Genomic DNA, 18,864 nt, shown 5'->3' with positions numbered 1-18,864 from the left:
CCCCCCCCCCCCCCCCCCCCCCCCCCCCCCCCCCCCCCCCCCCCCCCCCCCCCCCCCCCCCCCCCCCCCCCCCCCCCCCCCCCCAAAGACGGGCGCGGCGACCGACGGTCGCCCGCTCGTCTTCGGAATTCGCCCTGAAGACGTCTATCTCGAGACCGGCGCGCCGGTCGAGGCGCGGGTCCACGATGTCGAGAACCATGGCGTCGAAAAGATCCTGACGCTGCGGGTCGGCGACACCATGCTGCGCGCCACCGTGCCGGCCAGGACCGACGTGCAGATAGAGCAGCCGGTGCGCTTTGCCTGGAACCCGGACAAGGTGGTGCTGTTCGACAAGGGCAGCGGAATAAGCCTGCGTCACGCCGGCTAAGTACAAGCCTCTTTGCTGCAGCTAGAACGGATGCGTTCAAATCGAGCCGTGCATACCGCTCTAAACCATGTGTTTTAGCCGCATTTGTGCGACGTCGAGTGATTCCCTTGGCTGCTAAATGCTCGAGTCTTCCCGTCATCCCCCATACGGGGGATGCGGATGCTCCGATTTGTCGAATAGGCTGATCCTTTGGTCCCAAACGGGCTTTGCAAGCCCAATTTGGAGGCCCAAAACGGAGGGTTGGCTATGGGAACTCTATTTCGCGGTTTTGCGACGATCCTACTCGTCGCCGGTATGGGATTGTCGGCGGCGCATCTGGGCGAGGCGCAGGCAGCCAAGAAAGTTGTCGCAGGCGCGAAGGTCGACGCCAAGAAGATCAAGGATCTCAACGGCACGGTCAATCTGTCCACCAGCGACTGCAAGCTGTTGTTGAGCGGCACCGTCGTGGAAGTCTCGGATGGCAGGTGCGGGGCTTCCGGCAAATATTGCAAGAGCAGCGCCGGCTCGGCCTGCATCACCGAGCAATAATCCGGCCAACGTTTAGCCGGCCTGGCGGATATCAGCCTGTTCCTCAGCCCGGAAATGGCTAGGCGGCGATCCGATGACCCGTTTGAAGGCGCGGCTGAAGGAGGCGTCGGATTCGTAGCCGAGACGAGCCGCGACGACGGAAATCTTGAGCCGGTCGCGGACCAGCCATTGCCTCGCCTGGTGCATCCGCACCTGCGTGACGTACTTTGCCGGTGTTTCGCCGACAATGGTTGCGAAGCGCTCGGCGAAACCTGATCGCGAGGCACCCATCATCTTCGCCAGGGCTTCCACCGTCCAGTCGCGGTTCGGTTCCAGATGGATCGCGGCCAGCACCCGGCCGATCTCGCGGTCCCTGACCGCCGCAATCCAACCGGAAGAGTCGCCGCAGCCGCGCTCGACCCATGAGCGGATGACGGTCGCGGCGAGCACATCGGCCAGCCGCGCCAGGATGCCGCCGGAGCCGACGCGCTCCATCGTCACCTCGCGGGCCATCGCTTCCAGCAAATGCGGGATACCTGGCTCATAGGCCTCCAACTCATGTGCGCGCATCACGTCCGGCATCATGCCGAGCAAGGGGTGCAAGCCATCGAGATTGAAATACATGCTGCCGAAAAACAGCAAGGTCCCCGGACGGCAGCCGGGCATGCCGTCATTCGACATGCAATAGACACCCTTGCAGATTTCCTCGACCTCATAGCCGTGGATCGGCGCCGCCTCGGTACCCGGCTCGCTCGCCAGCGTGTGGGCTGAGCCGCGCGGCAACAATACCGCGTCGCCAGCCTTCAGTTCCACCCATTCGCCGGACGGCTGCAGCAACCAGCAGCCTTTGCGGCCGATGAAATGAAACCGTGCCGCCGCCTGAGCCGGAAAATGGATGCCCCAGGGTTCCTTCATCTCGCAACGGCCGTAATCGACGCCTTCGAGGCGCAATCCGCGCAATATGTCTGTCAGCGGATCACCGGTGACGGGGATTTTGGACGAACGGTCAAGCATAATGGTGTTTCTAGCATGGAAACTCCAGACAGTCACTCCCTATGTTGCACTGCAGCCAGATGCTGCGCTGCAACCAGATCGGAGATCCCTCATGACCGAACCCGCGACAGGCGTCATGGACGCCGTTCTCGACCCATCGGAAACCGGCGAACGATCCGAGCCCGCATGGGGGGCAGTGGTCTCCCTGGCGCTCGGAGTCTTCGGCCTGGTGACCGCGGAATTTCTGCCTGCCAGCCTGCTGACGCCGCTTGCGCAGGATCTCGGCATCACCGAAGGCGCCGCCGGGCAGGCGGTAACGGCAACCGCCGTCATCGGCGCGATTGCGGCGCCGACCATGGCCATTGTCACCAAGCGGCTGGACCGCAGGTTGGTCATGTGGGCGCTGACGGTGCTGCTTGTGCTGTCAAACCTGGTGGCCGCGTTTGCGTCCTCGCTTCCCGTTCTTCTGATTGCCCGCATCATGCTCGGGATCAGTCTTGGCGGCTTCTGGTCGATGTCGGCAGCCATGGCGATGCGGCTCGTTCCGATGCGGCTGATGCCGCGCGCCATGTCGATCATTCTCACCGGCGTTTCGGTGGCAACGGTCTGCGCGGCTCCGGTCGGCGCCTATGTCGGCGACATCTGGGGCTGGCGGACGGCGTTCATGATCGCCGCCGTGGTCGGAGCGCTGGCGCTGCTGGTGCAGGTGGCTACCATTCCGAAGCTGCCGCCTGCAGGTACGGCAGGTTTTCGCACGCTGCTGGAGGTGATGAAGCGGCCGATGATCAGGGTGGCACTGCTGGTGGTACTACTGGTCGCCTCGGGACATTTTGCCGGCTTCACCTATGTCCGCCCGTTTCTCGAGAAGGTGCCCGCGCTGGACATCGAGACGATCTCGCTTGTGCTGCTCGCCTACGGCATTGGTGGCTTCTTCGGCAATTTTGCCGGCGGCTTCATTGCCGAACGCAGCCTCAAGGCAGCCGTCAGCCTGGCGCCCCTGCTGATCGCGTTTTCGGCGCTCCTGCTGCTGGTGGTCGGAGGTTCACCCGTCGTGGCTGCAATAGCAGTGGCCAGCTGGGGCTTTGCCTTCGGCGCCGTCCCAGTCGGGCTGCAGACCTGGCTGGTGCGGGCCGCCCCCGATCAGGCGGAAAGCGCCGGTGGGCTCATGGTTATGACGTTCCAGGTCGCCATTGCGTTGGGCGCCGTCTTCGGCGGCCTGCTTGTCGACAATACCGGCGTTGCCACCGCCTTCGCCTATTGCGCGGCGGCGACGTTGCTTGCGGCACTGGCGGCGTTCTTCCTTGGCCCCAAGCCGATCGACGACCCCAAGGCCTAAACGGAACGGCCGTCGAAGTCGAAGACCGGCACGGCGGCGACGTCCAACGCCTCGATGCAATTAATATTGATATAGGCACTTCGCCCGCTCCCTTCGCCGACATCCTCGGCGAAGGGGTGAATGCCGCAGCTGCGGCAGAAGCGGTGGGCGATGACATGGTTGCCGAAACTGTAGCGGCCGAGATCATCGCCCCAGGCAAGCACCCGCATGCTCTCATGCGGAACTGCCCATAGCAGTGCACCCTTGCGCGAGCAGATCGAGCAATTGCACCGAACGGCTCCGGTCAGCTCGCCCTCGACCTCGAACGCGACCTTGCCGCAGTGGCAGCTGCCTTGGTAGAGCATCGCGCCTTCCTCCTTCGGTTCGACAGGTGCAAATCCGACCGCGCCGGGCTATGTCTCCTGCGGCCAGTTTCTGGCTGCTACCTTAAGACGTTGCAAGCGCGCGGAGTCCGACACCGAAAAATGCAATCAGCCCGCGATCACCTCGAAGCAATTCTTTCGTCTCTTGCCGCTCGCGTCGACGATGAGAGGGTTTTCGTAAAGCTCTACCCGGAAGCCGCCCGGGCGGCGGCGGACGCCACCGATGCGCGGCGAAAAGCCGGCGTCACGCTCGGGCCGCTCGATGGGGCGATCGTCTCGATCAAGGATCTGTTCGATGTCGCCGGCGAGCCGACCACGGCGGGCTCTCTGCTGCTCGCCAACGCAGCGCCGGCGCTGCGGGATGCCATTGTCGTGCAAAAGTTGCGCCAGGCCGGTGCAATCATCCTCGGCAAGACCAACATGACCGAGTTCGCCTTTACTGCGATCGGCGTCAATCCACATTATGGCACGCCCGGCAATGCTAGCGATGCCAGCCGTATTCCGGGCGGCTCCTCCTCAGGCGCCGGCGTTTCGGTGGGCGAAGGCACCAGCGAAATCTCCATCGGTTCCGATACCGGTGGTTCGGTGCGCATTCCGGCATCGCTGAATGGCGTCGTCGGTTTCAAGCCGACTGCGCGGCGCGTGCCGCTTGCGGGTGCGTTTCCGCTGTCAGCCACGCTGGACTCGATCGGTCCGCTGGCCCGCACCGTCGCCGAATGTGCGGCGGCCGATGCAGTGATGTCGGGCGAAAACCTGGCGGCACTGTTGCCGCTGCCGCTGGACGGCCTGCGCATCGGTATTGCGCGCGGCGTGCTGTTCGATGATACGCACGAAGAGGTCGCGACGACGTTCGACCGGTGTCTGCGCAAGATGGAGCTTAGCGGCGCACGGCTTGTGGAGCTGTCGATCGACGACCTGCTTGCCGATCTGCGCGTGGCAACCCAACGCGCGTCTATCGCGGCGATGGAAGGGGCGGAGATCCATGCCGACTGGCTGGCGGCGGGAGCGACGAGGCCGGTCGATCCGCGGGTAAGCGGGCCATTGTCGCGCGCCGCCGCCATTCCGGCCACGGTCTATATCAGGGCAATGCGCCGCCGCACGGCGCTGGCCGCCGCGATGGATGACCGGCTGGCGTCGGTCGACGTGCTGGCCCTGCCGACCACACCGGTGACGGCGCCGACGATCGTGTCGATGACCAGCTACGAGGCGCTGTGCAACAGGATGGAAGGCCTTCTGCTGCGCAACACGCAGGTCGCCAACCAGTTCGATCTATCAGCCATCTCGCTGCCGATGCCGGGAATGACGCGTCCGGCCGGGCTGATGCTGGTGGCGCGCAATGGCCATGACCACCACCTGCTGCGCATCGCAGCCGGCGTGGAGGGGCTGCTTGCAAATTGATCGCACAGCGCGTGTCAGCGCGACGAGCAGTGGCCGCGTTCGCTGTCCTTGGCGGCGCGTTCGATGCTGGTGGCGACCAGCCAAGGCAGGGTGTACCGCTTGCCGTTGAAGGTCCGGGTACGGTTCTCGATCGAGCCGACAACAACGACCTTGCCGGCATAGAGCTTGTCTGAAAGATCGAGCGCCTTGTCTTGTTGCGGCAGGCGATCGATGTCGATTGAAACGCCTTTGATGAGCTTCCCAGCAGCAAGGTCGAGTGCGCTGTTCGATGGACAGGGCGCCGCCAGGCAGCGTATGCCGTTGTCGCAGAACACGTAGCTACCCTGTTCGTTGGCGAAGGCTTGCGCCGTCGCCACGCAGAAGCCGGCGGTCAGCAGGAATTTTGTGACGCTTGCCATGCTGGCACCATCGTCGGCGAATTCGGGAAAATTGGGGCGCTTTCAGAAATCGGCAGGGAACCGCCGCCGGTAGTGCTCGACCACTTCGGGGTTGCGCAGATTGACCGGCAATCTGTTGGCCAGCACCAGCAAGGCTTCGCCAGCCGCGCCGACGCCCATGCGCATCATCGACTGCTCGGTAATCCCAGCCATGTGCGGGGTGACGATCACGTTGTCGAAGCCGAAATAAGGATGGTTGGGCGGTAGCGGTTGTGTAGCAAAAACATCGAGCGCAGCGCCGCCGATGCGGCCCTTCTGCAAGGCCTCGATCAGCGCGTCGTCATCGATCACCGGCCCGCGCGAAACATTGATCAGCAGCCCATCCGGCTTCATCCGCTCAATGCGCTCGCGGCTGATCAGCCCCCGTGTTTCGGGCGTCAGCGGGCAGCACAGAACGATGATGTCGCTCTGTTCGATGAGTGCATCGATCGACAGGAAGCCGACCCTGTCCGGCGCCGGCCGCATGCTGCGCGTCGTCGCCACCACATTCAGATCGAACCCATGGGCGGCGATGTGGCCAACCGCCTGACCGATCGCGCCGAGGCCGACAATGCCGATCGTCTTGCCCGCTAGCTCGCTGGCTACCACCGTGTGTTCGCGGCCCGCCAGCCAGCCCTTCGCACGCAAGTCGCGGTCCAACACACGGAAGCGCCTAAGCAGCGCCAGCGCCGCGAACATCACATATTCGGCGACAGATCGCGCGTTCACCCCCGGCACATTCGCCACCAGCACGCCGGCCGCATTGGCCGCTTCCATCGGTACCATGTCCAGCCCGGCGCCGTGGCGGATCGCGGCCCTGAGCTTCTTCGCGCCTTCGAAAAGCGCCGCAGGCAAGGGAGCGCGAACGATGATGACATCGGCGTTCCTCGCCTCGGCGGCCAGCGTGGCCGCATCGAGGGCGGAAGCAACAACGAGTTCGCCGGCCCCGGTCAGCATGGAAGCGGCACGAGGGTGGAGTCTGTGTGTTGACAGGATCTTGGGCATTTCAGGCCTTTTCGAGCGCAGGGCTTTCCGGTTCCGCCCCACGCCCCTCGATCAGCCCCTTCCAGTAGCTTTCCGCGCCTTGCAGGTGGGCGCTCATCAGCGCCTGGGCGAGATTGCCGTCGCGGCGCAGCAGCGCCTCGTAGATCTGGATATGCTCGGCATGGGAGCGCACGCTGCGTTCGGGATCGTTGAAATAGATCGGCAGGCGCAGTTCACCCATCATGTAGTAGACGCTGCAGATATTGTGGAAGACGCTGTTCTTGGTCGCCCGCACGATCTCGAGGTGGAACTCGCGGTCTTCCCGGGCAAGCCCTTCACCGGCGGCGATGCGATCCTCGGAGGCCTTCAGGATCTCGCGCAGCCGCTCGAAATTCTCCTCGGTGGCGCGTGAACAGGCAAGTTCGGCGGCCTTGATCTCGTGGATCTTGCGCAACTCGACCGTCTCGTAGATCTGGACGGGATCGAGCGGCAGGCCGGCGCGGGCGAACAGCGCCATCGCCTCGACGCTCGCCTGCTTCGTATCGATGTAGATGCCGGATTTCGCCCGTCGCTCGACGATGCGCATGGCCTCGAGAATGGCCAGCGCCTCGCGGATCTGGCCGCGGCTGACGCTGAAATGCTCTGCCAGTTCGCGCTCCGACGGCGTGCGGCCCGTCTCCTTGTCCGAATGGGAGAACAGATAGGCGGCGAGTTCCGCGAGAAGGTTCTTTTCTTTCATGTCAGCCGTGTTGCGCGTGCGCCTCCAGGAACCGCTCCGAAATGGTGAATCCCAGCCCGGGTCTATCAGGGATCGCTACCATACCGTCCTTTGCTTCGACAGTCTCTTCGATCAGATCGTGGATCATCGGGTTGGCGCCGAGCGAATATTCGACGGTGAAGCTCGCCGGTGAAGCAGCGCAGACATGCAGCCCGGCAAAGAAGCAGGGCGCGCCGGCCCAAAGATGCGGCGCAAAGCGCAGATTGAAGGCGCTGGCGATGGTGCCGATCTTCATCGCCTCGCTGATGCCACCGCAAAAGGCCGGATCCGGCTGGAATATATCGGCAGATTTGAGCACGGCGAGGTCGCGGAAGGCATAGCGCGTCGCCTCGCTTTCGCCGGTGGCGATCGGGATCGAACCGCAGGCGCGCACCTCGGCCATGCCGGGCTTGTCGTCGGCGATCACCGGCTCCTCGAACCAGGCGAGATCGAGGTCGCCGGCGAGATGGATAAAGCGCTTGGCTTCGGCCACCGTGTAGGTGCCGTGCGCGTCGACCATCAGGTCGATATCGGGACCGAGCGCCCGTCTGGCGGCACGGACGCGAGCGGCCGAGATATGTGGGGCGCCGTCCATGGCGCCGACGCGCATCTTCAGCGCCTTGAAACCGCCCTTGGCGATGTAGGACTGCAGCTGGTCGCCGATGGCTTCCGCAGTGGCCCAGCCGCCGGAAGCATAGGCCGGCATGCGGTCCAGCTTGCGGCCGCCGAGCAGCCGCCAGACCGGAACGCCGAGCGATTTGCCAAGAATGTCCCACAATGCGATGTCGACGGCGCTGATAGCCGCGATGCTCATGCCGCGTCGCGCCAATTGCGGCATGGCGTGGCCGGCGCGAGCGGCGCTATCGTGGCGCGTGCCATTATAGAGCATCTCCCATATGACGCCGATGTCAGCCGGGTCGCGGCCGACCAGCTGCGGGCCGACCTCGTAGTTCAGCAAATGGACAAGGGCGCCGTAGCTGCCGGCGCTGCCGGCGGCATTCTTGCCCTCGCCCCAGCCGACCAGCCCGTCGTCGGTCTCGATGCGCAGGATGGCGGCGTCGAACGTCGCCACCTGACCGAAGTCGCTGCGGTGCTGCTTCGCGGCTTCGATCGGTATGCGGACCCACCAGGCTTGGACCGTCTTGATGCGCATGTTCATCCTCGGCCCGGCCGCGGTGAGGCGGAAGGGCTCTTTCCAAACGGCTCGGCTACTTGATCAGCGGCAGCAGCGTTTCCGCGTTGATGCGCATCTGGTCGGTGTAGAATTTCTCCGTGAGCACGCTGGAGCCGTGGTCCTGAATGAATTTCAGCTGCTCCGGCGAGATGTCGACGGGGTTGCGTTCGACCATGTCGGGATAGGGGGCAGCCGGCGTGCGGTCGACGGGGGCGACGAATTCATTGGTCAGCGCGCCGTCATAGCCGATCTCCTTCAGCGTGCCGACGATCTTCGGCCAGTCGATCTGCCCGAGGCCGGCGGCGAAGCGGTTGTTGTCGGCGACATGGAAGTCGTACAGGCGCTTGCCTACCTGCCGGATGGCGTCGTAGACGTTAAATTCTTCCATGTGGATGTGGTAGGCGTCGAGGCAGACGCCGCATTCGGGGCTGACCGCATCGGCCAGCGCCAGTGCCTGGGCGCCGCGGTTGAACAGATAGGTCTCGAAGCGGTTGAGTGGCTCGACCGCGATCTTGACGCCGACCTTCTTGGCGTGGGTGAAGCATTCCCGGGTGGCGTCGACCACCCATTTCCACTCCTCTTCCTCGGTGCCGTCCGGCACCACCTTGCCGACGGTGGCCGGAACCAGCGTGATGATGTCGCCATCAAGTTCGCTGACCATGGTCAGCACGTCCTTGACATACTGCACCGAGCGCTCGCGTTGGCCCTGGTCCTTGGCGGCGAGATTTCGCTCGCCCAGCATCAGCGTCACCGCTCCCCAGCAGCGAATGCCGTACTCGTTCAACAGTGCGCGCGTCTCCTTGGGCTTGTACTGATCGGGTTCGCCGGAGATCTCGATCGACTCGTAGCCGAATTTCTTGATGCGCTTGAGCGTCGTTTCCAGCGGCTCCGCCCGCATCCAATTGTGCGTCGAAAGATGCATGGTCTATCCTTCCCAGAATCGCCTGTACCAGTTCGCCTGCGGCGCACTCTGCCGAAGCGTGCCGCATGATTCTTCCCCAAGGCGTCCCAGCATTTTTTGCAAACTGGTTCGACCAATTGGGCCTGATGGGAGGTCTACAGTAATTTCATCTGGACGGCAAGAAGTGCTGCCATCAAGCGTTGGCTCCTGTCTATGCTATTGATTATACTTAAACATGTGGCCTAACTCGGCATGGTTGCAGGACCGCGGCAGCGCGTCAAATGGCTTGACCGGATTTCGGCATTTGGTAATACCAGAATAGCGGCGCTGAGCGCGCTGTGCAAAGAGACCAAAGACGCTGGCCCTGTTTTCAATCGGCGCTATGCTTGGTCGTGAAACATAGGGAGATGCCGATGCCGACGACGATGAAGGGGCCTGGTCTGTTCCTGGCGCAGTTTGCGGGCGACGCCGCGCCGTTCAATTCGCTGGCCTCGATCACCAAATGGGCGGCTGGTCTGGGCTACAAGGGCGTGCAGATCCCGACATGGGACGCCCGATTGTTCGATCTCGAGAAGGCAGCCTCCTCCAAGGCCTATTGCGACGAGGTGAAGGGCATCTGCGCCGATGCCGGCGTCGAGATCACCGAACTGTCGACGCATCTGCAGGGGCAACTGGTGGCGGTGCATCCCGCCTATGACGCGCAGTTCGACGGCTTCGCGCCGGCTGCGGTGCACAACAATCCAAAAGCAAGGCAGCAATGGGCGGTCGAACAGATGAAGTTCGCCGCCAAGGCGTCGAAGAATCTCGGGCTCAAGGCGTCGGTGTCGTTTTGCGGCGCGTTGGCCTTCCCATACCTCTACCCCTGGCCGCAGCGGCCGGCGGGATTGATCGAGGAAGCGTTTGCCGAACTCGGCAAGCGCTGGAAGCCGATTCTCGACGTTTATGACGAGAACGGCGTCGATGTCGGCTACGAAATTCATCCGGGCGAGGACGTGTTCGACGGCGCGACATTCGAGATGTTCCTCGATGCGGTCGGCGGCCATAAGCGCTGCAACATCAACTACGACCCGTCGCACTTCCTGCTGCAGCAGCTCGATTATCTCGAATTCATCGACATCTACCACGAGCGGATCAAGGCGTTCCACGTCAAGGATGCCGAGTTCAATCCGACCGGGCGGCAAGGTGTCTATTCCGGTTACCAGAGCTGGACCAACCGTGCCGGGCGTTTCCGCTCGCTCGGCGACGGGCAGGTGGATTTCGGCGGCATCTTCTCCAAGCTCACTCAATACAATTACGATTCATGGGCGGTGCTGGAATGGGAATGCTGCCTCAAGCACCCGGAGGATGGTGCGGCCGAAGGCGCTCCCTTCATCCAGCACCACATCATCAGGGTGACGGAAAAAGCATTCGACGACTTCGCCGGCGGCACGACCGATAAAAAGATGCTGCGCGGCATGATGGGGATCTAGCACAGATATCCCTCCCCCTCGAAGGGAGGGTCGATCCACGCAGCGGATCGGGGTGGGGTCGCCGGGCGTAGAGCTCGGCATGAACCAACCCCACCCGGCCGTGCGGGCCACCTTCCCCTCAGCGGAGGGGTATTTCAGTGACGAGGGAGAAAATCATGGTTGGCGCATCGAAGACGGAAACGGGAGGCGGTCCGATCCGCTACGGCATGGTTGGCGGCGGACAAGGCGCCTTTATCGGCGCGGTGCACCGCATCGCGGCGCGCATTGATAACGAGTTCGTGCTGGTTGCCGGGGCCCTCTCGTCGAATCCGGAGCGCGCCAAGGCCTCGGCGGCCGAGCTTGGGCTCGATCCGGCACGCAGCTACGGCTCCTATGCCGAGATGGCCAAGGCGGAGGCCAAGCGGCCGGATGGCATCGAGGCGGTGGCCATCGTCACGCCGAACAATGTGCACGTGCCGGCAGCCAAGGCTTTTCTCGAGGCCGGCATCCATGTCATCTGCGACAAGCCGCTGGCGACGTCGCTGGCCGAGGCGAAGAGGTTGGCCGCGCTGGTCGAGAAGACCGGCAAGGTGTTCGTGCTGACGCATAACTACACCGCCTATCCGATGGTGCGGCAGGCACGCGAGATGGTGGCCAAGGGACAGCTCGGCGATATCCGTATCGTGCAGTCGGAATATCCGCAGGACTGGCTGACCGAAGACCTGGCCGCCACCGGCCAGAAGCAGGCTGCGTGGCGCTCTGACCCGAAGCAGGCGGGTGCCGGCGGTGCGCTGGGCGATATCGGCACGCATGCCTACAACCTTGCCCGTTTCGTCTCCGGGCTGGAGCTCGATTCGTTGTCGGCCGATCTCGATGCCTTCGTGCCGGGGAGGCTGCTCGACGACAACATCAATGTGCTGCTGCGCTTCAAGCCGGTCGGCGGGTCGCACCCGGCGAAGGGAATGATCTGGGCAAGCCAGGTGGCGCCCGGCCACGAGAACGGGTTGAAATTGCGCATCTACGGCTCGAAGGGCGGCCTCGAATGGGTGCAGGCCGACCCGAACTATCTCTGGTACACGCCGTTCGGCCAGCCGAAGCAGTTGATTACCCGTAATGGCGCCGGCGCGCTCCCCGTCGCCGGGCGCGTCAGCCGCGTTCCGCCAGGGCATCCGGAAGGCTATCTCGAAGGTTTCGCCAACATCTATCAGGAAGCCGCGCGGGCTATTCGTGCAGCGCGCCGGAAGGGCGGGAAGCCGGCCAAGGATGTCGTCTTCCCGACCGTGCAGGACGGCGTCGAGGGCATGGCCTTCATCGAGGCCTGCGTGAAGTCGTCGAAGAAGAACGGAGCGTGGACGAAGCTTTAATCGCTGCGCCCGGTTAATGGGAAGTCCCCGTCACCCGGATTGCCAGCCGAATTGCAAGGCAATTCGGGGCAATCCGACCTTTCCTCGTGGGGAGAGGAGATCGTTGGCGCTGGCGTTCACCTCTTTTCCCCGGCGGGGAGAAGGTGGCCACGAAGCGGCCGGATGAGGGGGCTTGTGGCGAAGTCGCCGGAGGAGCAAGCCCGGCCGTAAAAAGGGGAGGGGCGTCGATGAAAATCGGCATGTGCATGTTGTTGTGGACGACCAGTGTCTCAAAAAAACACGAGCCGTTGTTGAGGGACATCAAGGCGACCGGCTTCGACGGCGTCGAGATACCGGTCTTCTCCGGCACGCCGGACAACTACAGGAAACTCGGCGAGCTGCTCGACCGTATCGGGCTGCAACGCACCGCCGTCTCGGCGATGGGCGATCCGGCGATGAATTTGATCTCGCCGGATGCCTCGACGCGCAAGGCCGGTATCGACTACATGAAATCGACGATCGACTGCGCTCAGGCGCTTGGCGCGAACACGTTGAGCGGCCCGCTCCATTCGACACTCGGGGTCTTCTCCGGCAGCGGGCCGACGGCGGCCGAGAAAAAACGTTCGGTCGCTTCGCAGCGCGTCATCGGTGACCATGCCGGCAACAAGGGTGTCACCATCGGGCTGGAGGCGCTCAACCGCTTCGAATGCTATCTGCTCAACACGATGGACGATTTGTCGGCGCATATCGACGCGATCGACCGGCCGCACATCAAGGCGATGTACGACACGTTCCATGCCAACATCGAAGAGGCTGACCCGATCGGGGCCTATACGCGCAACCGCAAGAACATCGTCCATATCCACATTTCGGAGAACGATCGCGGCGTGCCGGGCCGCGGCCACGTCCCTTGGAAAGAGACGTTCTCTGCCATCCGCAAGAGCGGTTATGACGATTGGCTGACGATCGAGGCGTTCGGCCGCTCGCTGAAGGATCTGGCCGCGGCCACCAAGGTGTGGCGCGACTTTTCCGAAGGCCCGGAAGCCGTCTACCGCGACGGCTACAGGCATATCAGGAATGGATGGAGGAAGGCGCCCTAACCGCACGCCTGCGCAACGCCTCTGTCAGCCCTGGCCGGCCTGGATCCGGTTGTAGTCGTGGATCGTCCTGCTCAAGCGGCGGCGCAGGAAATTGGAAATGTTGTCGAAGATGAAAACGACGAGCAGGACCAAGAGCACCATGTAGAAGACATTGGCCCAGTTGGAATTGGTGCGCATCGCCTCCCAGAGCTTCAGGCCGATGCCACCGGCACCGACGGCGCCGATGATCGTCGCGCCCCTGGTGTTGGATTCCCACTGATAGAGTGTCTGGCTGATGAAGACCGGGATCACTTCCGGCAGCACGCCATAGCGCTGCACCAGCAAGCCGTTGGCGCCGGTCGACTGGATGCCCTCGCGTGGCTTGTCGTCGATGTTCTCGAGGCCCTCCGAATAGACTTTGCCGAGCGTGCCGATCTCGGTGAAGAAAATCGCGGCGCTGCCGGCAAGCGGGCCCGGGCCGAAGGCGCGGGTGAAGAACAGCGCCCAGATCAGCATGTCGACCGAACGCATGAAATCGAAGAACCGCTTTAGCACCTGGCTAAGCAGGCCGCTCGGGGTGATGTTGCGGGCGGCGAAGAAGGCGAGCGGGAAGGCAACGATGCCGCCGAGCAAGGTGCCGAGAAACGCCGTGACGATGGTCTGGAACAGCTTCGTCCAGACGTCGCCATGCTGCCATTGGGCGTTGTTCCAGATATTGTCGGCGGCCAGCGCAATGTTTGATGTGCCCGGCTTGAGCTGGGGTCCGGACATCAGCAACGAGACCACCTCGCCGGGCGACTTGCCGAAGAAGGGCGAGCGTGTGTCGAAGACGAAATTCGCCCAGCCGAGGAAGCGTTTGCGGACCTTGACGCGATCGACGGTTATGCGGACCTCGCCGGCAAAGCCCATCCTGGCGACGATCTCATCGTCATGCGCGGTGATCCACTCCGGCACCGGGCCGGATATTACCGGTTTGCCGCTGGTCAACGACATCGGCACCGCCTGGCCATTGGCGACCAGCGTCGCCTCGGTCTTGTCGAAGATGACCGATTTGGCCCGGCCGTCGATCAGGATGGTGTAGGAACCGTTGGCGTTGGTGATGACCCAATCGGGATGCGGGTCTTCGCCGAGCGCCGAAAAACGCGGGTATCTGGGTGTGATCTGAGGCTGGTCGAGACGGAATTCCGGCTGCAGATCGTAGCTGATCCATTGCGTCAGGAAGAGCGGCAGGCGCTCCCAGTGCGATTCCCTCAGCACTTGCGGCAGGCTGAAGAACCACAAGGCGTAGAGGAGATAGAGCAGGATGCCTGTGAACAGGACCAGCGGGCCGAAGCGTTTGTACAAGGGCCGCCGGAACACTTGGGGAAAGCGCTCCTCGATCGACCGCATCTCATCGGCGGTCATTGCGGCCATGGGCCGTCTTCTTGTTGATTTGCCATGATCTTTTCCAAAAACCGGAATCCACTTTTTGGGATCATGGTCAGGCACCCATCATGAATGCCTGCTCGCCGACGAGCTTGCGGCGTAGCCAGGCGGAAAACTGGTCGACGAGGAAGATCGTCGTGAACAGCAGCAGCACCAATGCCAGCGTCTTGGCGCCGAAGCCGCGCGAGATGGAGAGCTTCAGTTCCTCGCCGATGCCGCCACCGCCGACCGCGCCGATAATGGTCGAGATACGCACATTGATCTCGATCCTGAGCAGCGTGTAGGACATGAAATTGGGCAGCACTTGCGGCAGGCCGGCAAAGCGCACGCGCTCGAACCAGTTGGCGCCGACCGCGCGCAGGCCTTCTTCGGCGCGCATGTCGATGTTTTCGTTGATCTCGTAGAAGAGCTTGCCGAGGGCGCCGATGGAATGCAGGCCGATGGCGATGATGGCTGCGACCGGGCCGGTCGAGAGGATGGCTGCGAACAGGCCGGCAATGACGATCTCGGGGAAGGCGCGAAGCAGTTCCATGAAGCGCTTTACGACGAGCCTGAGCATCGGACTGGGCGTCAAGTTGCGCGCGGCGATGAAGGAAAAGGGCACCGCAAAGACAAAGCCGATGAAAGTGGAAACCAGCGCCACGTTAAGCGTGGTGAGCATCAGCTCGAAATATTCGGGTAGATAAAAGCCGCCCCAGAGATAGACGCGGCCAAGCGGGAAGTTGAACTCTTGGCTGCCCTTGTCATGCGGCGATGCGATGTCGAACAGCGCCCGCCAGACGTCGTTCCAGTCCTTGGGAACAAGCCAACTAAGGAAATCCAGTATGTGCGGCAGCCGATCGAAGAAATGTCCGGCATTGGCCTCGTCGGCGAACCACATGGCTGTGCACATGGCGACAAGCAGTGAGCCGATGCCGAGCGCCGTGTAGAACCGTCGCAAGGACGTCTGGCGTCGCCAGGCGTCTGCTGCCTGCCGGACCGCGTCTGAACGAATTGTAGCGGCGAAGGTCATACGGGGTCACGAGCGGACACACAAAAAGGGCGGCGACCGCATCGGCCCGAAAGTCGACTTTCGGAAAGCACGATGCGGCATCTAAGTGTTAGAGCGTACTTTGTGCGTCCAAGTGGACGCACGTCGCTCTAATGGACGCCGTCCTTTTCGAAATTGTCGTCAGCCGCCGATCGCGGCTTTGCGGGCTTCGACGATGACGCTGTAGAAGTCCGGCTTCACCGGAACATAGCCGGTGAAATCGCCGCCTTCGATGGCCTCGAAGCAAGGCTTGTCCTTGGCCGGCAGGCCGGTGAAGAAGTTGGCGAGCTTGGCGCTCATGTCGCCGCCGAGTGCGGTGCGCACGACCAGCGGGCCGTTCGGGATCAAGCCGGAGCGCCAGACTTCAACGAAATCGTTGGGGTCCACGGCGCCCTTGGCGACTTCCTTGTGGAAGGTGCCGGAGGTGTAGCCGTTCTTGAAGTCGCCGATGCCCGAGGAGTCGTCAATCGCAACATCGACCTTGCCGTCGCGAACCGCGAGAAGGTTGTTCTCGTGGCCGCCATTGAACTGGGTCGAGGCGAAGAAGGTTTCGTTCGAAGCGCCGGTGTCCTTCGGGATCTGGGTCAGCGGGATCAGGTAGCCGGAGGTCGAATCCGGGTCGGCATAGCCGAGCTTCTTGCCCTCGGCCGACTTGATGTCGGTGATGCCGGACGACTTCAGCGCCAGGCCGATCGAATAATAGCCGGTCGCGCCGTCGGTCTGCTGGGTGGTGAGGATCGGGGTCACGGCGTTCGGATCCTTGAGGTAGACGCTGGCATAGCCCGACGCGCCAAGCTCTGCGAAATCGAGCGTGCCGCCGAGCAGGCCCTGGATAACGCCGTCATAGTCGGCGGCCGGGAACAGCGAGACCTTCTCGAAGCCGAATTCGGACTTCAGGTGATCGGCGAGGCACTGAAAGTTGCGCAGCCGGTCCGCTTCGTTTTCACCGCCAAGGATGCCGATGCGGAATTCCTTGATATCCTGGGCGTGAGCGGCGCTTGCCGCGATGGCGAGCAATGAAACGGCGCCAAAAACCATCTTCCTGAACATTATCTCTCTCCTGTTGGTCTCGGCCTCGCGCCGGTAGCGTTCGAATTTTTTGACAGGTGCCTTTGACGCGGGCGGGCGATCAGGTCGTTCTCAATATCCCGGGAATGCGGGCTCGAGCGGTCCGGCGGATGCAGCGATTTTCTGTTTGATGGCGACACTGGTGGAGGTGATGGCCTCGGAGATTTCGCCGCCATTGCTGTCGGCGCCGTAGACCATGCGCACGGCCTCGCGGTTGAGGGCTTCAGGCGGGCCGTCGAAGACGACCTTGCCGGCGGCCATGCCGATGATGCGGTTGCAGTAGGTGCGGGCCGTATCCAGCGTATGCAGATTTGTGATGACGGTGATGCCCTCGCGCAAATTGATGTCCTGCAGCGAATCCATCACCACCTTGGCGTTGAGCGGATCGAGCGAGGCAATCGGCTCATCCGCCAGCAACACCTTCGGCTGCTGCATCATGGCGCGCGCAATCGCAACGCGCTGCTGCTGGCCGCCGGAAAGCGTGCCGGCCGGCTGCAGGGCGGTGCGGGCGATGTCGAGGCGCTCGAGGGCTGCAACCGCCTCGGCGCATTCACCGCGGGAGAACATGCTAAATAGGTTGGACACGGTCGAACGGTGATTGAGCCGGCCGAGCAGCACATTGGTCAGCACATCGAGGCGCGGCACCAGGTTGAACTGCTGGAAGATCATGGCGCAGTCGCGCTGCCAGCGTCGGAGCGGCGAGCCGCGCAGCCGGGAAATTTCGGCGCCGTCAAAAAAAATCGATCCTTGGCTCGGATCGATGAGGCGGTTGATCATGCGCAGAAGCGTCGATTTGCCGGCGCCGGAGCGACCGATGATGCCGACCATCTGACCGTGCGGAATCGAGATGTCGACATTGCTGACAGCGGTGTTCTTGCCGAACCGGCGGGTGACGCCGCGAATTTCGAGCGTTGCTGACATTTCTGGCGTTGCTGACATGGGTAAGTTCCAGTCCAGTCGCGGTTGAAGGTCTGTTAACCCTCGCTAGCGCAACGGCATGAACCTGCGGTGTCGGATTGATGTCAGTTTTGTTACTGCCCACAGGCGCGTTTGGCGCGAAGGCGAGTTGACCCAAACCGCTGCCGTCCGGGCGGCTTGGATGGGATCAGCCGAGGATCAGCAACTCCTCGAAATGCTCCATGTCCCTGAAGCGGCAAAAGGCAGGTGGCCGCAGCTCGATCACCGGAGCCTGGCGGGCAAACAGCGAGAGGCAATCGTCGAACAGATCTTGCCACTCGGACGCCCCTTCGTCCGCCAGACGCCGGATCTGGTAGGCGAACGTGATGTGGAAGACGTAAGTGTCGTGGTCGGGATGCCGGTATCCGAAAGGCGCCGACAAGGCATCGCGCCATGCGCGCAGGATATGCACGTCCTCATCGGTTGCGCCGGCAACGGTCAAGCCCGTCGGCACGACATCGACGACCTTGATCTTGAAGGCGCCGTAGCCTTCGAAGCCGTTCAGGCGTTCCTGATAGAGGCGGGTCATGTCGTCGATGCTGGTGTCGAGCGGCACATCCTCCGGCCAATAGGGAAGCCGGCGGCGGTATTCGATGATGCCCTGGAACAGCGTCATGTGCAGGCTGGAGACGGGCGTGAAGGCCAGCCCGTCGGCATCAGGCATGGCGCGCATGCGCTCACGCACGTCGATGATCACCGCTTCCGAAGCCGAGCCGTTGACGAGATGGCAGACGACCGTGTTGCCGGGCTCGTTGAGAAAATTACCAGAGGTGTCGTAGCGCCTGCCGAGATGCACCGGAGGGGTCGGGTTCGAGCCGGCAAAGAATCCGGCGAGCGAAGGTCTGACTGAAACAGGCATTGCGATCTCCAAAGGAAGGCCGCGTCCTGCCCCGACGATGTGTCAGGGACATGAAAACCGTGCCAAGAAGTAGAATATCAAAGGCATGATTCGCCAAGTGATGCTGCCGGGGTTTCCACATCATCAAGATTGAAATAAAGATTCAAACTCGTATCAAAGAGAGGCTTCCTAATTGCTACGTTGGCGCCAGTGGTTGCGACTGTATGCTGCAGGGGTAGTCGCTGCGATGAGTTTCACAGTGGCCCTGGTTTTGACGTCCATATATCGGGTTGGTAGCTTGAACCATCCAATATCTGGATACTTGTACAATTATGGAAATGGGCGTGACGCGGCCATTATTCTAATGATTCTCATTTTTTTAATCGTTCTAGTTACGATAAATTTTGCAAATAAAGTTGAGGAAAAAACCAAATCGCTTATAGATATTGGTTATGACAAAAAATTTATAGAACTTATCAGG

The 18,864-nt window shown here is 62.5% G+C and carries 19 protein-coding genes; 7 read left to right on the top strand and 12 right to left on the bottom strand.

The features are described 5' to 3' along the window. Together NKH33_RS04825 and NKH33_RS04820 are read left to right on the top strand one after the other, a co-directional pair. Positions 1-367, top strand: a 367-nt coding sequence (locus NKH33_RS04825; RefSeq protein ID WP_352613146.1) for a TOBE domain-containing protein, incomplete at its 5' end; no start/stop codon positions are given. A 246-nt stretch (positions 368-613) separates the two neighbouring features. Next, positions 614-895, top strand: a complete 282-nt coding sequence (locus NKH33_RS04820; RefSeq protein ID WP_352474067.1) for a hypothetical protein — start codon at positions 614-616, stop codon at positions 893-895. 12 nt (positions 896-907) lie between these two features. Here the strand turns inward: NKH33_RS04820 and NKH33_RS04815 are convergent, their stop codons facing one another. Then, the gene (locus NKH33_RS04815; protein ID WP_352474069.1) at positions 908-1,888 is read right to left on the bottom strand and encodes an AraC family transcriptional regulator; all 981 of its coding nucleotides are present in this window, start codon (positions 1,886-1,888) and stop codon (positions 908-910) included. Positions 1,889-1,979: 91 nt separating this feature from the next. Here NKH33_RS04815 and NKH33_RS04810 point away from each other — a divergent pair, with 91 nt between their 5' ends. Beyond that, positions 1,980-3,203 (top strand): MFS transporter, encoded by a 1,224-nt coding sequence (locus NKH33_RS04810; RefSeq protein ID WP_352448398.1) that lies wholly within the window; start codon positions 1,980-1,982, stop codon positions 3,201-3,203. Here NKH33_RS04810 and NKH33_RS04805 read toward each other — a convergent pair. Continuing rightward, complete coding sequence (locus tag NKH33_RS04805) at positions 3,200-3,547, bottom strand: GFA family protein (RefSeq protein ID WP_023675184.1); 348 nt, start codon at positions 3,545-3,547, stop codon at positions 3,200-3,202. The two genes, NKH33_RS04810 and NKH33_RS04805, sit on opposite strands and share 4 nt — an antisense overlap. A 120-nt stretch (positions 3,548-3,667) precedes the next feature. Between NKH33_RS04805 and NKH33_RS04800 the strand changes: the two genes are divergently transcribed. Continuing rightward, positions 3,668-4,963 carry an amidase gene (locus tag NKH33_RS04800; RefSeq protein ID WP_352918363.1) on the top strand — a complete coding sequence of 432 codons (1,296 nt, stop codon included), beginning with the start codon at positions 3,668-3,670 and terminating at the stop codon, positions 4,961-4,963. Between the two features lie 14 nt (positions 4,964-4,977). Here NKH33_RS04800 and NKH33_RS04795 read toward each other — a convergent pair whose 3' ends face one another. From NKH33_RS04795 to NKH33_RS04775, 5 genes are read right to left on the bottom strand one after another with little or no spacing between them, the layout of a single operon-like run. Next, positions 4,978-5,361, bottom strand: coding sequence for a hypothetical protein (locus NKH33_RS04795; protein WP_352474072.1), 384 nt, complete (start codon positions 5,359-5,361; stop codon positions 4,978-4,980). A 42-nt stretch (positions 5,362-5,403) separates the two neighbouring features. Next, the gene (locus NKH33_RS04790; RefSeq protein WP_352814573.1) at positions 5,404-6,384 is read right to left on the bottom strand and encodes a hydroxyacid dehydrogenase; all 981 of its coding nucleotides are present in this window, start codon (positions 6,382-6,384) and stop codon (positions 5,404-5,406) included. Between the two features lies 1 nt (position 6,385). Continuing rightward, the gene (locus tag NKH33_RS04785; protein ID WP_292661187.1) at positions 6,386-7,102 is read right to left on the bottom strand and encodes a FadR/GntR family transcriptional regulator; all 717 of its coding nucleotides are present in this window, start codon (positions 7,100-7,102) and stop codon (positions 6,386-6,388) included. A 1-nt stretch (position 7,103) separates the two neighbouring features. Further along, positions 7,104-8,273, bottom strand: coding sequence for a mandelate racemase/muconate lactonizing enzyme family protein (locus NKH33_RS04780; protein ID WP_352474076.1), 1,170 nt, complete (start codon positions 8,271-8,273; stop codon positions 7,104-7,106). Between the two features lie 55 nt (positions 8,274-8,328). After that, positions 8,329-9,216, bottom strand: coding sequence for a sugar phosphate isomerase/epimerase family protein (locus NKH33_RS04775; protein WP_352918362.1), 888 nt, complete (start codon positions 9,214-9,216; stop codon positions 8,329-8,331). Positions 9,217-9,608: 392 nt separating this feature from the next. On the opposite strand from NKH33_RS04775, the gene NKH33_RS04770 reads away from it, so the two are divergent. The 3 genes from NKH33_RS04770 (at position 9,609) to NKH33_RS04760 (ending at position 13,086) form a co-directional block, all read left to right on the top strand. Further along, positions 9,609-10,664: a sugar phosphate isomerase/epimerase family protein gene (locus tag NKH33_RS04770; protein ID WP_352823336.1), complete on the top strand. Its 1,056-nt coding sequence runs from the start codon at positions 9,609-9,611 to the stop codon at positions 10,662-10,664. Positions 10,665-10,819: 155 nt separating this feature from the next. Further along, entirely contained in the window at positions 10,820-12,007 is a 1,188-nt protein-coding gene (locus tag NKH33_RS04765) for a Gfo/Idh/MocA family protein (protein ID WP_352814567.1), read from the top strand. A gap of 227 nt (positions 12,008-12,234) precedes the next feature. Beyond that, the gene (locus NKH33_RS04760; protein ID WP_352823333.1) at positions 12,235-13,086 is read left to right on the top strand and encodes a sugar phosphate isomerase/epimerase family protein; all 852 of its coding nucleotides are present in this window, start codon (positions 12,235-12,237) and stop codon (positions 13,084-13,086) included. 24 nt (positions 13,087-13,110) lie between these two features. Here the strand turns inward: NKH33_RS04760 and phnE (NKH33_RS04755) are convergent, their stop codons facing one another. The 5 genes from phnE (NKH33_RS04755) to NKH33_RS04735 all read right to left on the bottom strand — a co-directional run bounded on the left by phnE (NKH33_RS04755) (position 13,111) and on the right by NKH33_RS04735 (position 18,404). Then, positions 13,111-14,478 carry a phosphonate ABC transporter, permease protein PhnE gene (phnE, locus tag NKH33_RS04755; protein ID WP_352918360.1) on the bottom strand — a complete coding sequence of 456 codons (1,368 nt, stop codon included), beginning with the start codon at positions 14,476-14,478 and terminating at the stop codon, positions 13,111-13,113. Between the two features lie 67 nt (positions 14,479-14,545). Further along, on the bottom strand, positions 14,546-15,502 hold the full coding sequence (phnE, locus tag NKH33_RS04750) for a phosphonate ABC transporter, permease protein PhnE (RefSeq protein ID WP_352474083.1): 957 nt from the start codon (positions 15,500-15,502) through the stop codon (positions 14,546-14,548). A 159-nt stretch (positions 15,503-15,661) separates the two neighbouring features. After that, the gene (gene phnD, locus NKH33_RS04745; protein WP_352918358.1) at positions 15,662-16,570 is read right to left on the bottom strand and encodes a phosphonate ABC transporter substrate-binding protein; all 909 of its coding nucleotides are present in this window, start codon (positions 16,568-16,570) and stop codon (positions 15,662-15,664) included. A gap of 90 nt (positions 16,571-16,660) precedes the next feature. Then, positions 16,661-17,527: a phosphonate ABC transporter ATP-binding protein gene (gene phnC, locus NKH33_RS04740; RefSeq protein ID WP_352918356.1), complete on the bottom strand. Its 867-nt coding sequence runs from the start codon at positions 17,525-17,527 to the stop codon at positions 16,661-16,663. A 166-nt stretch (positions 17,528-17,693) separates the two neighbouring features. Beyond that, entirely contained in the window at positions 17,694-18,404 is a 711-nt protein-coding gene (locus NKH33_RS04735; protein WP_352539452.1) for a DUF1868 domain-containing protein, read from the bottom strand. Positions 18,405-18,864: the final 460 nt, after the last annotated feature.

It is taken from the genome of Mesorhizobium sp. M1182, assembly GCF_040318335.1.
Lineage (GTDB): Bacteria > Pseudomonadota > Alphaproteobacteria > Rhizobiales > Rhizobiaceae > Mesorhizobium.
The sequence above is the reverse complement of the archived record's forward strand: the minus strand, read 5'-3'. Positions and strand labels throughout refer to the sequence as shown.